The sequence below is a fragment of the Providencia rettgeri genome (genome assembly GCF_013702265.1).
GTDB lineage: Bacteria > Pseudomonadota > Gammaproteobacteria > Enterobacterales > Enterobacteriaceae > Providencia > Providencia zhijiangensis.
The window spans coordinates 1,742,966-1,757,382 of the sequence record NZ_CP059348.1; the positions used below are offsets into that span (position 1 = coordinate 1,742,966).

Here is a 14,417-nt window from a genome sequence, read left to right on the forward strand (position 1 = left end):
GATGAACTGCATGAAAATAGCCGTGAAAAACCTAACAACATTAGGTGCATGGGGCGCTCTCTTTTCCTCAATATGCTTATTATCATTTGGAAGCTATGCTAGCGATTCTAAAGCCAATGACCTTAGCGCTAATGATTCTAAGCAAGCAAGCCCTTACGATTTTTATCAAGGAGAAGAGCTTACCACTCCGGATAGAAGCAGCCCGTTTTACTGGTTAGAGTTACCCGCAGCAGCCTATATGGGATCTGCGTATCCAGATACTCTGCAAGATATTCGTATTTTCAATGGAACAGGGAATGAAATTCCAACGGCGTTATTTTTCGATACCAATAAATCTGTTGCGACGACCAATGTTAAATTTAATTTTCAACGCTTAGTCACTCGTGCAGATAATGTGAACCCTAACGATGATGCTCAATTTGATAGCCAATATATACTGGTGGAAGCTGAGCCAGGTAAAACAACCCGTATTGAATTGCCGAATTTACAACGAAAAGATAAAACCAATTATCAAGCCTATTTACTGACGCGTGATCAACTCAAAGACAACGGTGTTTTATCGACTTTAGATTTAGGTTGGGCTCAGAATAATCAGGACTGGCAAGCCAAAGTTTTTGTTTATTACAGTACTGATAAGAAAAACTGGGTAAATATTGCATCGAATCAACCTGTCATGAGCCTGAAATTAGACTCAGGCGTTGTGGCGAGTAATACCATTGAATTATTAAGAGGGGAAAGTACAGGCCCCGTCGCGCCATACTTGATGTTAGTAACAGTTAGTGCACCAGAGAGTGATACTCCACTTCTTCAATCTGTGACAGGATTGCTGTATGTGATGAACTCTTTCCATCGTCAGGAATCTTTCCTCTTTGAAGTGACGAACGATGGTATCACTCGAGAGCAAGTGATTTATCGCTTGCCAACGCCGCAACCATTGAATGAAATCAGCATTAAGCTACAACAATCTAATCGCGTGGTACCGCTGAAAATAGAATATATTGCCAATAGTGATGAGGAGTGGAAATTGTTGGCGAATGTGATGGTTTTCAACCAAATCAATGATGGTGATAAAGCGAGCAATCCTAATTTAATGATCCACGATAAGCAAATTAAAGGGCTTAGAATAACGGCATTAAAAGGCAGTTGGGATGAGTTGCCACCTACGATTTATGGGTTGCGTGATGCCGTGAATTTGATTGTGAATATACAAGGAGCTTCGCCTTATTTGCTTGTGTGGGGAAATAAACAAGCCACCTTAGATAATGTTAATTACACTCAACTTATTGGTAAAAATGAAAGTGTTGAAAACGTGATGGAGGATTTCCCTGAAATCACAACGACAGGTAAAGTATTGGAATTAGGTGGTGTGGAGAAAAGAACCCAAGATAAGCCCGTGGAAGAAGGCTTACATTGGATGACTATCGCATTATGGGTGTTGCTTGTTGTCGGTATTTTCGCGCTGCTTTATTTCTGCTGGTATCTTTTCAAAGAGGTTGGGTCATCAAATAAATCCAACTCAGACGATCTTTAATTAAAAAAGGAACCTTAGGTTCCTTTTTTTGAATCCATCTGCATCAATAGAGGACTGGATCATGCCTAAAGGACAGTGTTTATGTGGGTCAGTAAAACTGACTATCAATCAGCCTATCGATACCGTTCATGTTTGCCATTGTGGCATGTGCCTAAAATGGAATGGCGGCCCAGGAATGACCATTGGCTATGAAGGTGAGCCTGAAATTGAAGGTAGCGAGTTCATTACCCGTTTTGCTTCATCAGAATGGGCTGAAAGGGCTTTCTGTAAGCAGTGTGGTACTCACCTATTTTATCACCTGCATTCGCCGTCAACGTATTACATTTCAGCCCCGCTATTTGAAGAAAGCAAAAATGCTAAAATGGGAACGCAGATTTATATTGATTGTAAGCCGAGTTATTATAATTTTGCTGAAAAGACGCCAATGCTAACTGAGCAAGATATATTGAATCTGTTCGCCAACAAATCCTAAACGCCAATCTTATAGCAGGTATTATTGCCTGCTATTTATCTTAAGGTAATCTAAACATTCATTTGTAATGTCAGCGTCAAAAATTTCAATTATAATTAAGCCATTCTATTTTGTTTTTTACATAATGTTGAAAGGTTATGCTTAATCTAAGGTAAATAGAAAAGGATAAATTATCTATTTTAAACGTAGGGAGAGTAACCTGAGGAATGATTAATGAATAATATGAAAGGAATGCGCCACGCTAGTAATATCGCTTGGGTATTACAATGGGTCCTTAACGTAGGTCTAATTGTGCTTGCTGCGGTGTTAGTTTTCTTTCTAGCAAAAGAAACATTTACGATGGCATCGTTAATGTTTGGAGGTAACCAAGAGGCTAAAGCGTATGAGCTTTTAGAAGGAATTGTCATTTACTTTCTGTACTTTGAGTTTATTGCTTTGATTATAAAGTATTTTATGTCAGGTTATCATTTCCCATTACGCTATTTTATCTACATTGGTATTACGGCAATTATCCGTCTGATTATTGTTGACCACAGTGATCCGATGACTACACTACTGCATGCTGGCGCTATTTTAGTGTTAGTAGTTGCACTTTATATTGCTAATACTGAAAAACTAAAACGTGAATAATAATCTTTAGATTAATTTATCAATCACGCTAAAGTGAATAATAATCATTTCCTTTAGCGTGAGCTTAAATAAATAAAAAAATGACTTAAACAATATAAAGCGAGATTAAGCATAAGCTAAAATAAAATTTCAGACAGTTGGATTTAGAATAAAACTAATAATATAAGCATTATTAACTAGAAAGATTACCTGCTTTTTATTCTATTAAAATAAAGTAAGAAAGTGTTTTACTTTTCTAAATGGGTTATTTACTGTGATAAAGTTTCTATTCTAATAACATAAGTAACTTGCAACTATGACAACTAAAACACTCCCCCAGAAAAAGGGTTTTTTAAATCGTGTTGAGCGCATCGGTAACGTTATGCCAGATGTGACAATGCTATTTGTTTACGCCCTAGTAATATGTTGGTTTTTATCCTATCTACTCTCATTTGTAGATTTCAGTTATCACCATCCTATTTCTAAAGAAAAAATTTCCGTTATTAATATGTTTCAGTATGAAGAAATCATATTATTTGTGACATCAGCGGTTAAAAATTTTATTAATTTCCCTCCTCTCGGAATAACAATTGTTGCCACCTTAGGGATTGGGATTGCAGAAAGTAGCGGCTTTATTAATACTGCGCTGAAAAAAATGCTTTCTTTTATTTCACCTAAAATGTTGACCCCAACCGTTGTGTTCGTCGGGATCGTCTCTCACGTTGCTTCTGACTCAGCCTACGTTATTTTGATGCCAGTCGCGGCAATGATGTTCTATGCCAGTGGTCGCCACCCTTTAGCGGGTATTGCAGCGGCATTTGCCGGTTTGGCGGGTGGATTCACAGCAAGTTATACGCCATCGATTATTGACCCAATCATGCAGAGCTTTACGCAAGATGCCGCGCAAATGTTAGCGCCAGGCTACAGTGTAAACGTGCTGTGTAACTATTTCTTTAGCTTGGGCGGAACCTTCGGCGTTATTTTTACTTGTTGGTTTATCACCGAAAAAATCGTTGAGCCGTGGTTAAATAAAAACGCACCAATCACCAAATCTGATGTTGATACAGATGCTGAGCAAGATATTAGGTAAAATCACACCGCAAGAGCATCGCGCATTCCGTGTTGCTGGGTTAATGGTGATTGCATTAGGCGTGGGGTTATTTGCGCTGTTATGGCCTGAAAATTCACCACTACGTGGTCCAGACGGCAGCTTAACCAGCCCGAAAGCTCCGATCATGCAGATTGTTGTGCCATTATTGTTCATCTTTTTTGCACTACCGGGCATTGTGTACGGTTATATGACCAAATCTTTCACCTCGACCAAAGATGTGGTTAAGGCGATGGAAAATATTACCAAATCACTGATCCCATTTATTGTGTTTGCTTTCTTTGCGGCGCAATTCCTGTATTCGTTCCAACACTCTAACTTAGGGACATTATTAGCCTTATCGGGTGCGGAATTACTGCGAACTTTAGATATGCCATCGGGAATGACGGTATTTGGAGTGATTTTATTAACTGCCGTGTTAAATATCATGATCACGTCAGCGACTTCAAAATGGGCGATTATGGCGCCAGTTTTAGTACCAATGTTAATGGCAGTCGGAATTTCGCCAGAATTAACCCAAGCGGCATTCCGTGTAAGTGACTCTGCGATGAACGTAAGTACACCAATGTTCCCGTTCTATCCGCTGATTTTAATGTATTGCCAAAAATATTATAAAAATGCAGGTATCGGAACCTTATGTTCCATGATGATCCCATTCACCATCGGTTTATTAATTACCTTAACAGCAACACTGTATCTGTTCTGGGCATTCGATATTCCAATCGGTTTTGACAGCGGTTATACATGGCAGCCTGCGCAATAAGTAAAAGGTATGAGAAATGAAAGAATTAGGTAAGAAGTTAGAAGAACGTTTTTATCGCTATGTGGCCATTGAAAGCCAGAGTGATGCCGCGAGCTCTGTTGTACCAAGCACAGAAGGTCAGCGCGAACTGGCAAATCTTCTGGCAAAAGAGTTAGAAAGCTACGGCTTGAAAGATGTGTATGTTGATGAACATGCCATTTTATATGGAATGCGTCCAGGTAATAAACCGAATGCCCCTAAAATCGGGTTTGTGGCTCACTTAGATACTGTCGATGTAGGTTTATCTCCGGTGATCAAGCCGCAAACATTAAAGTATGAAGGTGCTGATTTATGCCTGAATGCGCAGGAAGATATTTGGTTTAAAACCGCTGAACACCCAGAAGCTACAGCGTATGTGGGTGATGAAATTATTTTCAGTGACGGAACCAGTGTTCTGGGTGCGGATGATAAAGCGGCCATTACGGTTGTCATGGAGCTGATGGATAAGCTGCAAAATGCAGACTTTGACTGTGGCGATATCTATGTGGCGTTTGTGCCAGATGAAGAAATTGGTCTTCGTGGCTCTAAAATCATGGATCTTTCTCGCTTCAAAGTGGATTTTGCTTACACCATCGATTGCTGTGCGCTTGGTGAAGTGGTTTTTGAAACCTTTAATGCGGCTTCTATTGAAGTGGAAATTAAGGGGATCACTGCTCACCCAATGTCAGCGAAAAACGTATTGTTAAACCCAATTCGTGTGGCACATGATTTTATTGGTTGTTTCGATCGTTTTGATACGCCGGAACACACTGAACACCGTGAAGGCTATTTCTATATTACAGATCTAGCCGCAAACCCGAACGAAGCGAAAATCAAAATGGCGATCCGTGATTTTGACCGCCCAAGTTTTGAAGCCCGTAAGCGTTTCATTGCTGAAAGTATTGAACTGATTCGCACTCGTCATCCACGCGCGAAGATTGAGTTCAAAATTGATGATGTGTATAGCAATATCAGCGATTCAATCGGTGAAGATCGTACTGCGGTAGATATTATTCTCGAAGCGTTAAAAATTCATAATATCGAGCCAAATATCATTCCAATGCGTGGAGGCACTGACGGCTCAGCGCTGTCTGCTCGGGGAATTGTGACACCAAACTATTTTACGGGTGCGCATAACTTCCATTCTCGTTTTGAGTTTTTACCAATAACTTCATTCGAGAAGAGTTATTTAGTGTCTGAAACGATTTGCCGCCTTGTCGGGCAAAAGTAGTTTATATTTGATTTAGCTTTAGCTCGTTTAAAGTAAGAGCATTAAAACAGATAGCTGCTAATTATTTAGCAGCTATTTTTTTGAGATTGATTTATTCAAGTTTTAAATGTTATTTAATGAACTATCATTGGAATAATAGTTTTAAATCTTGATTTAAAAAGAAGATATGACTTATTGATTTTTTCATTTATTATCCTCTCATTATGGCTGCAAGTAATAGGAGAGGTATTTGATTAATATAATAATTATTGATGATAGTAATATTTCGATTCGAGGTATTGAAGCGATACTCACTCGAAATACTCGCTATAAAGTTGTCGCAACGTTTCCTTCTTTAGACCCCGTGATCACGTGGAACCGACAAAATAAAGCAAATGTTATTTTGATTAATCGGGAACATTGCCATTTTGATTCATTAAAAACTTTCACGACAATCCGCCGTACTCAACCTGATGTTGGGCTCATTATCTTCAATATTCGTCATAATGATATGTTTGTTGTGAAAGCATTGGATATTGGCATTTTTGGCATATTGAGCGCCAGTATTGCAGAAGAAGAGCTTATTGAGGCTCTGCAAATAGTGAATGCGCGTCAACGAATTATCTCTCCTGACATTGCTCAACAGCTGGCTTTACAAAGATTAAATCAACGTGAACAGTTAGATATATATGAATTGCTTTCCGCAAGAGAGCTTGAAATTATGCTCATGATCACAAGAGGGCTTCCGGTTAAGCATATTGCGGAGTCATTATCTTTAAGCCCAAAAACGGTAAATACCTATCGATATCGAATGTTTGGTAAACTTAATATCTGTAGTGATGTAGAATTAACACATATAGCAATCGGTTATGGTTTAATCACCGCAAAACAGGGTTCATCAGGGTGGAACAACAGTTTGATCCAAAAGTTTTCTTAAAAACAGTCACAAACCAACCCGGCGTTTATCGTATGTATGACGCTGGGGAAACCGTGATTTATGTCGGGAAAGCGAAAGATCTGAAAAAAAGGTTATCGAGCTATTTCCGTGAGAATGTCGGTAGCCGCAAAACAGAGCAACTCGTCAAGCATATCGCCTCTATTGATGTGACGGTAACCCATACCGAAACTGAGGCGCTACTGCTAGAACATAATTATATAAAGTTGTATCAGCCTCGTTATAACGTCTTGCTACGAGATGATAAATCTTATCCCTATATTTTTCTGAGTAGCGAAACACACCCCAGAATTTCTAGTCACCGTGGCGCGAAACACGGGAAAGGGGAGTATTTCGGTCCGTTCCCAAGTTCTTATGCGGTGCGTGAAACGTTGGCAGTGATGCAAAAACTGTTTCCCATCCGCCAGTGCGAAGATAGCGTTTACAGAAACCGTTCAAGACCTTGTTTACAGTACCAAATTGGTCGCTGTTTAGGACCGTGCGTGAAAGGCCTAGTGACGGATGAAGAGTATGACCAGCAAGTCAACTATGTGCGTCTGTTCTTAACGGGTAAGGATAAGCAAGTTTTGACTGGGTTGGTCGAACGCATGGAAAAAGCGAGCCAAGAGCTGCGCTTTGAAGATGCCGCGCGTTTTCGTGACCAAATTCAAGCCGTGCGTGCGGTCACAGAAGAGCAATATGTGTCAGGCGGTGATGATGACCTCGACGTTATCGGAGTCGCATTCGATTCTGGTTTGGCTTGTGTTCATGTTCTATTTATTCGCCAAGGAAAGGTTCTGGGCAGTCGAAGCTATTACCCAAAAATTCCAGCGGGGACTTTATTAGAAGAAGTGGTTCAAACCTTCTTAGGGCAGTTCTATTTACAAGGCAGCGAAAACCGCACATTGCCAGGGGAAATATTAATTGATTTCCCATTGACGGAAAAAGAGTTGCTGGCGGAATCGTTGTCTGGGATTGCGGGCCGTAAAATTAATATTCAAAGCCAGCCACGAGGCACCCGTGCCCGCTATTTAAAACTAGCTCGAACCAACGCTTCTATTGCGCTATCTACCAAACTGGCGCAGCAGTCGACGATCCAACAACGCATGGCTGCGCTGTCAAAAGTCGTGAATATAGATAATATTTCGCGCATGGAGTGTTTCGATATTTCCCACACGATGGGCGAGCAAACCGTGGCCTCCTGTGTGGTGTTTGATAAAACAGGTCCTGTGAAGTCAGAGTATCGCCGATACAATATTACGGGGATCACGCCTGGGGATGACTATGCTGCAATGCACCAAGTGCTAACTCGTCGTTATGGTAAACATCTGGATGAGAGCAAAGTTCCCGATATTATCTTTATTGATGGTGGTAAAGGACAGCTGGGTCAAGCGCGGGATGTATTTAATTCCCTTGAGGTGGATTGGGATAAAAACCATCCTTTATTAATTGGGGTTGCTAAAGGTAGCGACCGTAAAGCAGGGTTGGAAACGCTGTTTTTAAAACCCGAAGGTGAAGGTTTTGCGCTTCCCCCTGATTCGCCGGCATTGCATGTCATCCAGCATATTCGTGATGAGTCACATAACCATGCGATTACGGGGCATCGCCATCGCCGTGCGAAAGTGAAAAATACCAGTGCGCTTGAATCTATCGAAGGGGTGGGGCCAAAACGCCGCCAAATGTTATTGAAGTATATGGGGGGGTTACAACCTTTGCGTAATGCGAGCATAGAAGAGATCGCAAAAGTGCCCTCGATCTCATACGCGCTGGCAGAAAAGATTTATAATGCATTGAAACAGTAGGTATCTTAGGGCAACATACTAAGGTATCCGTCTTGGACAAAGAGTTAGTGAGCGCGATGAAATTAAATATACCAACGTGGTTGACCTTATTCCGTGTCATCCTGATACCGTTTTTCGTATTAGCATTTTATCTTCCTGTCAGTTGGGGACCTTTCGCTTGTGCGCTGATCTTCGTGATTGCCGCTGTAACGGATTGGTTCGACGGATTTTTAGCGCGTCTATGGAAGCAAACGACCAAGTTTGGTGCTTTCCTCGATCCTGTTGCCGACAAGGTTATGGTTGCGACAGCGTTAGTCTTAGTGACTGAAAGTTACGATGTTTGGTATGTCACTTTACCCGCAGCAACCATGATTGCTCGTGAAATCATTATCTCTTCACTCAGAGAGTGGATGGCAGAAATTGGTAAACGTAGCAGTGTGGCTGTTTCTTGGATCGGTAAATTCAAAACTACCGCGCAAATGATGTCGCTGGTGGGCTTATTATGGCGTCCAAATCCGCTGATCGAACATCTGTCTATTGCTCTTTTATATGTGGCTGCAATTCTGACTTTCTGGTCAATGTTCCAATATTTAAAGGCTGCGTGGGGCGATTTGAGCGAAGCGTGATCGAAATGATTGAAAAAACAGCGAACGATCCAATTATTTCAATAATTGTATTGACTCGATAGGTGAAATCAGTAGAATGCAACGCATCGAACGGCAACGTGGTTTACGAAAATAAATAAGTAAATCAGCCAGTTTGAGAGCAGAAACTGAAAAGTGAAGCTTAAGCGGGAATAGCTCAGTTGGTAGAGCACGACCTTGCCAAGGTCGGGGTCGCGAGTTCGAGTCTCGTTTCCCGCTCCAAATCTTGAAAAAGACTAGGGTGTAAGGCGCGTTAGCAAAGCGGTTATGCACCGGATTGCAAATCCGTGTAGCTCGGTTCGACTCCGGGACGCGCCTCCAAATTCTAGCCCAGGTGGTGAAATCGGTAGACACAAGGGATTTAAAATCCCTCGGCTGTAAGGCTGTGCGGGTTCAAGTCCCGCCCTGGGCACCATATTCAGTAAATGGACCAATAGGTCCATTTTACTTTAAAGATTTAAACTAGTTAGTTAGTAAAGTTAACAACTAGATATGCAGTAAAGCAGTATTAAAAATTTGGCCCAGGTGGTGAAATCGGTAGACACAAGGGATTTAAAATCCCTCGGCTGTAAGGCTGTGCGGGTTCAAGTCCCGCCCTGGGCACCATATAAAACTTCACTGAGTTTAATCAGGAAGTTAGAAAAAGAAGAAGCCACCCAATGGGTGGCTTTTTTGCGTTTGAATATAAAAATAATTATCGTTTTTCAATGGGTTCTGCGAATCCTGTTTTTTGTCATTTTTCTCCCATTTTTATCAAGATCCCGAAAGACTAAGTAAAAATAAGTAAGTCAGACCCATCCCACCTTGAACTGTGCCAATATCAGCGTTTTAGAAAAAGGAGAGGGTGATGTCTAATATGAAAACTGAAATTGTGGTTGTCCGCTTAACGAAGCATGAGCGTGCGATGTTAGATGCGATAAAAACCACACCATTACTTGCTGATTGGTTGAAAGCGCTCGCTTTTTCTCAAGTAGAACAGCACGAAAAGAGTCAAAATCCTAAATAAACTGGTCTGTTCACTATGTTTCTTGCCTATACATCTTAAGTATAAGGTGAATATCAGGTATATTAGTGTTCGATTGTAAGCTACCAAGAAAAATTACTATGATTATCAAACCTAAAATTCGTGGTTTTATCTGCACTACAGCTCACCCAGCAGGCTGCGAAGCCCATGTTCGTGAGCAAATTGCCTATGTGAAATCTCGTGGTGAACTGAAAAATGGACCGAAAAAGGTTCTGGTAATTGGTGCATCCACTGGTTATGGTCTGGCTTCTCGCATCAATGCGGCTTTTGGCAGCGGTGCAGCGACCATCGGTGTTTTCTTTGAAAAGCCGGGCAGTGAGAGCAAAACAGGTTCCGCAGGCTGGTACAACGCAGCTGGTTTTGACAAAGCAGCGAAAGAAGCGGGTCTGTATGCGAAAAGCATCAACGGTGATGCATTCTCTAATGAATGCCGTCAAACCGTAATCGACTTGATTAAACAAGATTTAGGTCAAATCGATTTAGTGGTTTATTCACTGGCTTCCCCAGTGCGTAAAATGCCTGAAACGGGTGAAGTTGTACGTTCAGCATTAAAACCAATTGGCGAACCGTACAAATCTGTTGCGCTGGATACAAACAAAGACGTGCTGATCGAAGCCGTTGTTGAACCGGCCAACGAGCAAGAAATCGAAGACACCGTGAAAGTGATGGGCGGTCAAGATTGGGAATTGTGGATGAACGCATTAGCGGATGCGGGCGTTCTGGCTGACAATGCACAATCTGTTGCTTACTCCTATATCGGTACTGATTTAACTTGGCCAATCTACTGGCACGGTACATTAGGCAAAGCGAAAGAAGATTTAGATCGCGCAGCCCATGCTATCAACGAAAAAATGGCACAGAAAGGCGGTTCTGCACACGTTGCTGTACTGAAATCTGTGGTCACTCAAGCGTCTTCAGCAATTCCTGTCATGCCTCTTTACATCTCAATCGTGTTCAAAATCATGAAAGAGCAAGGCATTCATGAAGGTTGCATCGAGCAAATTCAACGTCTGTTCGCAACGAAATTATTCAGCGGTGAAACACCAGAAACTGACGAGAAAAACCGTCTGCGTCTGGATGACTGGGAACTGCGTGATGATGTGCAAGAAACTTGTCGTCAAATCTGGAAACAGCTTAACGACGACAACATCAATGCACTGACTGACTATCAAGGCTACAAAGCAGAATTCTTACGTTTATTCGGCTTTGGCTTAGATGGCGTTGATTACGAAGCAGACTTAAGCGGCGAAGTTAATTTTGAAGTGAAAGAATTAGTTTAATAGATAACTATCTATTTCGCTGAAACCCCCGAGCGCTGGTAAAACGGTTCTCGGGGTTTTATTTTTTGAGCTCTAGGATAATAATGATCAATTAGGCTTTTCATGGTGAGCCTCAAAAAGGGAGCGCAGGGATGTTGATTGTAGAAATGTTAAGTACCGGTGATGAAGTGCTGCATGGCCAAATTGTTGATACCAATGCGGCTTGGCTAGCGGATTGTTTATTCCAGCAAGGAATACCGCTGCATAGCCGTACAACAGTTGGTGACTCTCTTGATAGCTTAGTGGAAACATTTATCGAACGTAGCCATCATGCAGATGTGGTTATTGTTAATGGTGGGTTAGGCCCAACGAGTGATGATCTCAGTGCCTTAGCGGCTGCAACCGCTGCAGGCGTACCACTTGTAGAGCATCCTGAGTGGATTGCGGTAATGGAAAGCTATTTTACTGCTCGAAGACGTGAAATGCCGGCTACCAATCGTAAGCAGGCCATGTTACCCGCCAATGCTGAACTTATTGATAATCCTGTGGGAACCGCTTGCGGTTTTGCGCTGCATCTTAATGATTGCTGGTTCTTTTTTACACCGGGCGTCCCTTCTGAATTTAAAGTCATGGTTAATGAACAGATCATTCCTCGTTTACGTCAAAAGCTTACGTTGCCAGAGCCACCAATTTGTTTGCGTCTAACCAGTTTTGGTCGCAGTGAAAGTAGTCTTGCAAGGCAGTTTGACCCACTTGAATTACCAAAAGAGTGCGTGTTGGGTTACCGCTCTTCAATGCCAATCATTGAATTAAAATTGACAGGGCCTGCAAATCAACGCGATGCGATGGAGCAAGTTTGGCGAGTCGTGAAAGCGGGTGTCGGTGATAATAAAGTATTCGAAGGAACCGAAGGTATTGGCGCGTTAGTGCAGAAAGCGCTTGAACAACAACAGCTTTCGGTTGTGACTCATGAACAGTTCAGCGCGGGTTTACTCTATTGGACATTGAATGCAGCAAAAGTACCTGTCACTCAAGGGAATATTGAAAAATCGGCAGCGCATTCAGATTTGGCCACATTAGTCCAAACTGCAAAAAATAGTCGGTCGCTAAATCAGTGTGAGATTGGTTTAGTGGTTGGTAACTATCATGAAGGTGTGTTATCTCTAGCGCTATCAACACCAACGGGCAGTTATGCTCAGAGCGTAAATTATTTACCTCGTAATCACTCAGAACTCGAAAAACAGCAGGTTAGCGTGATGTTAATGTTGGATATGCTATCCCGCTGGCTAGAGGGGCGGCCAATCATTGGGGACTATGAGTGGTTAGAGCAAATTCAAGTGATGGAAGTTAGCTAAAGTAATTAGCGTGCCGTTAGGATTATTTGCAAAGCCACCCTCAATGAAAATGGGGGTGGTTAGTATCCGTTATTCAGTGGGTGAGATAGTTTCAATCATAAAATTAAGCCCAGAAATTCCTTTTTCACAGGCTTTATCTTGAAAAATGGAAGGGGCTTTTTCAATTTTACGTTTTAATGCGGCAATTTGATTGGCATAAATATCTGCGCCTGCAATGTCTGGGTTATCTTTTAAATATTCGATAAACACGTCCACATTCTGATAAAAATAGTCACAAGGTTTATCTGTGACATCAATCTTAGACAGTTCTTTTAAAGAGTCAGGTAAAATATTATCTTTGGCCAACTCAATATATTCACCGTCTTTCACTTGTTGAATTGCGTTATCCACCTTCGCTTTTAAATTAAATAGCATCACGGCGACAGAGATCAGTGCAATGAGTAAAACAGCATTGGCGGCTAAACTAATACTCAGTAAATATTTTTTCATTGGTTTCCTCAAATTAGTCTCAATAACCGATTCATAACGCAAGAAATTTAAATTTTCTACTTAATAATCTAGCAGCAATGAATCTAGCTGTAACTAAGACAATCCTTGAAGCTTAACAAATCATCACTTATTTATTTTATGCCGTTTTGTGCCTTTCAATAATGGAGCGCTTTAATGGGATGAATTGATACGCTATGATCATACCAATTTATATGCATAGCTAATTTATGTTAAGTCAGATTTTTAGCACGTTATTTAACGAAATGCTGAATACGTGAACGGCAGTTAAAAGGAAACTCAATGGACAATATCACGATTAAAAATGTTGAAGAGATAGAATTAATGCGAGAATCTGGTCGATTACTTGCCAGCGTTTTTAAAATGTTGGATGAGTTTATCGTTCCCGGAATATCCACGATGGAAATTAACGACAAAGTCGAAAGCTATATTGTGAATGAACTTCAAGCACGCCCTGCCAGTAAAGGCCAATATGGTTATCAATATGTTCTGAATACATCAATTAATGAAGTTGTTTGCCATGGTGTGCCAAAAATCGATGAAATCTTAAAGCCAAAAGATATTGTCAACGTGGATATTACCCTTGAGAAAAATGGTTTTATTGCTGATTCAAGTAAAATGTATGTGATGCCAGAGGCTTCCCCGCTTGCCCGAAAATTAGTGAAAGACACCTATAATGCCATGTGGGAAGGGATCAAGCAGGTAAAACCAGGAGCGACGTTAGGTGACATTGGTTCTGCTATCCAACATCATGCGGAATCAAACGGTTATAGCGTCGTTCGCGAATATTGTGGGCACGGCATTGGTCGAAAAATGCATGAGGACCCGCAAGTATTACATTATGGAACCCGTGGACGCGGTGTAGTTCTAAAGGAAGGGATGACATTCACCATTGAGCCGATGATCAACCAAGGTGGCATGAAAATAAAAACCAAAAAGGATGGTTGGACGGTCGTGACGCGAGATAAAAAGCTTTCTGCGCAGTCGGAACACACCATTTTGGTCACTAAAGATGGTTATGAAGTACTGACCCTGCGTGACGAAGAACGCTAATCCGACTTAGCTATAATTCGATTTAGTTCTAATACTGTCTACTTCTGATACTGCAAATCGCCATATTTACCATAGATTGAATATGGCGATATTTTTTATTAAGTTAAATTTTATACTTAAATTCTGAAACTATTCATTTATTGATGTCA

The 14,417-nt window shown here is 41.3% G+C and carries 12 protein-coding genes, 4 tRNA genes and 1 pseudogene; 16 read left to right on the forward strand and 1 reads right to left on the reverse strand.

The features are described from left to right. The first annotated feature begins 1 nt into the window (after position 1). The 15 genes and pseudogenes from H0913_RS07885 to H0913_RS07955 all read left to right on the forward strand — a co-directional run bounded on the left by H0913_RS07885 (position 2) and on the right by H0913_RS07955 (position 12,708). Positions 2-1,531 carry a DUF3999 family protein gene (locus H0913_RS07885; RefSeq protein WP_230089169.1) on the forward strand — a complete coding sequence of 510 codons (1,530 nt, stop codon included), beginning with the start codon at positions 2-4 and terminating at the stop codon, positions 1,529-1,531. A 61-nt stretch (positions 1,532-1,592) separates the two neighbouring features. Continuing rightward, positions 1,593-2,003: a GFA family protein gene (locus H0913_RS07890; RefSeq protein WP_154604114.1), complete on the forward strand. Its 411-nt coding sequence runs from the start codon at positions 1,593-1,595 to the stop codon at positions 2,001-2,003. A 222-nt stretch (positions 2,004-2,225) separates the two neighbouring features. After that, the gene (psiE, locus tag H0913_RS07895) at positions 2,226-2,633 is read left to right on the forward strand and encodes a phosphate-starvation-inducible protein PsiE (RefSeq protein WP_181478715.1); all 408 of its coding nucleotides are present in this window, start codon (positions 2,226-2,228) and stop codon (positions 2,631-2,633) included. Positions 2,634-2,928: 295 nt separating this feature from the next. Further along, positions 2,929-4,483: pseudogene (locus tag H0913_RS07900) on the forward strand (AbgT family transporter). A 16-nt stretch (positions 4,484-4,499) separates the two neighbouring features. Continuing rightward, on the forward strand, positions 4,500-5,732 hold the full coding sequence (gene pepT / locus H0913_RS07905; protein ID WP_154604112.1) for a peptidase T: 1,233 nt from the start codon (positions 4,500-4,502) through the stop codon (positions 5,730-5,732). A gap of 229 nt (positions 5,733-5,961) precedes the next feature. After that, on the forward strand, positions 5,962-6,648 hold the full coding sequence (locus H0913_RS07910) for a LuxR C-terminal-related transcriptional regulator (protein ID WP_154639181.1): 687 nt from the start codon (positions 5,962-5,964) through the stop codon (positions 6,646-6,648). Beyond that, a complete protein-coding gene (gene uvrC, locus H0913_RS07915) occupies positions 6,615-8,447 on the forward strand; it encodes an excinuclease ABC subunit UvrC (protein ID WP_181478457.1) in 1,833 nt (610 codons plus the stop codon). The genes H0913_RS07910 and uvrC overlap by 34 nt, the downstream gene beginning before the upstream one ends. A 56-nt stretch (positions 8,448-8,503) precedes the next feature. Further along, positions 8,504-9,052 (forward strand): CDP-diacylglycerol--glycerol-3-phosphate 3-phosphatidyltransferase, encoded by a 549-nt coding sequence (gene pgsA / locus H0913_RS07920; RefSeq protein WP_006657588.1) that lies wholly within the window; start codon positions 8,504-8,506, stop codon positions 9,050-9,052. Between the two features lie 164 nt (positions 9,053-9,216). Then, positions 9,217-9,292 (forward strand) — tRNA-Gly (locus tag H0913_RS07925). 25 nt (positions 9,293-9,317) lie between these two features. Next, positions 9,318-9,391, forward strand: a tRNA-Cys gene (locus H0913_RS07930). Between the two features lie 7 nt (positions 9,392-9,398). Then, positions 9,399-9,485: transfer RNA gene (locus H0913_RS07935), tRNA-Leu, on the forward strand. 104 nt (positions 9,486-9,589) lie between these two features. Next, positions 9,590-9,676, forward strand: a tRNA-Leu gene (locus H0913_RS07940). Between the two features lie 241 nt (positions 9,677-9,917). Continuing rightward, positions 9,918-10,076, forward strand: a complete 159-nt coding sequence (locus tag H0913_RS07945; RefSeq protein ID WP_154604110.1) for an MbeCy — start codon at positions 9,918-9,920, stop codon at positions 10,074-10,076. Between the two features lie 98 nt (positions 10,077-10,174). After that, positions 10,175-11,374: an enoyl-ACP reductase FabV gene (gene fabV, locus H0913_RS07950; protein WP_154604109.1), complete on the forward strand. Its 1,200-nt coding sequence runs from the start codon at positions 10,175-10,177 to the stop codon at positions 11,372-11,374. A gap of 131 nt (positions 11,375-11,505) precedes the next feature. Continuing rightward, complete coding sequence (locus H0913_RS07955; RefSeq protein ID WP_181478459.1) at positions 11,506-12,708, forward strand: nicotinamide mononucleotide deamidase-related protein YfaY; 1,203 nt, start codon at positions 11,506-11,508, stop codon at positions 12,706-12,708. 69 nt (positions 12,709-12,777) lie between these two features. Here H0913_RS07955 and H0913_RS07960 read toward each other — a convergent pair whose 3' ends face one another. Beyond that, positions 12,778-13,197, reverse strand: a complete 420-nt coding sequence (locus H0913_RS07960) for a DUF5339 family protein (protein WP_181478461.1) — start codon at positions 13,195-13,197, stop codon at positions 12,778-12,780. 300 nt (positions 13,198-13,497) lie between these two features. On the opposite strand from H0913_RS07960, the gene map reads away from it, so the two are divergent. Next, positions 13,498-14,268, forward strand: coding sequence for a type I methionyl aminopeptidase (gene map, locus H0913_RS07965; protein ID WP_181478463.1), 771 nt, complete (start codon positions 13,498-13,500; stop codon positions 14,266-14,268). Positions 14,269-14,417 lie beyond the last annotated feature (149 nt).

What these genes read in the sequence shown, in the direction of transcription:
- H0913_RS07885 (WP_230089169.1), top strand. Translation starts at nt 2, where the DNA reads ATGAACTGCATGAAAATAGCCGTGAAAAACCTAACAACATTAGGTGCA.
- H0913_RS07890 (WP_154604114.1), top strand. Translation starts at nt 1,593, where the DNA reads ATGCCTAAAGGACAGTGTTTATGTGGGTCAGTAAAACTGACTATCAAT.
- psiE (WP_181478715.1), top strand. Translation starts at nt 2,226, where the DNA reads ATGAAAGGAATGCGCCACGCTAGTAATATCGCTTGGGTATTACAATGG.
- pepT (WP_154604112.1), top strand. Translation starts at nt 4,500, where the DNA reads ATGAAAGAATTAGGTAAGAAGTTAGAAGAACGTTTTTATCGCTATGTG.
- pgsA (WP_006657588.1), top strand. Translation starts at nt 8,504, where the DNA reads ATGAAATTAAATATACCAACGTGGTTGACCTTATTCCGTGTCATCCTG.
- H0913_RS07945 (WP_154604110.1), top strand. Translation starts at nt 9,918, where the DNA reads ATGTCTAATATGAAAACTGAAATTGTGGTTGTCCGCTTAACGAAGCAT.
- fabV (WP_154604109.1), top strand. Translation starts at nt 10,175, where the DNA reads ATGATTATCAAACCTAAAATTCGTGGTTTTATCTGCACTACAGCTCAC.
- H0913_RS07955 (WP_181478459.1), top strand. Translation starts at nt 11,506, where the DNA reads ATGTTGATTGTAGAAATGTTAAGTACCGGTGATGAAGTGCTGCATGGC.
- H0913_RS07960 (WP_181478461.1), bottom strand. Translation starts at nt 13,197, where the DNA reads ATGAAAAAATATTTACTGAGTATTAGTTTAGCCGCCAATGCTGTTTTA.
- map (WP_181478463.1), top strand. Translation starts at nt 13,498, where the DNA reads ATGGACAATATCACGATTAAAAATGTTGAAGAGATAGAATTAATGCGA.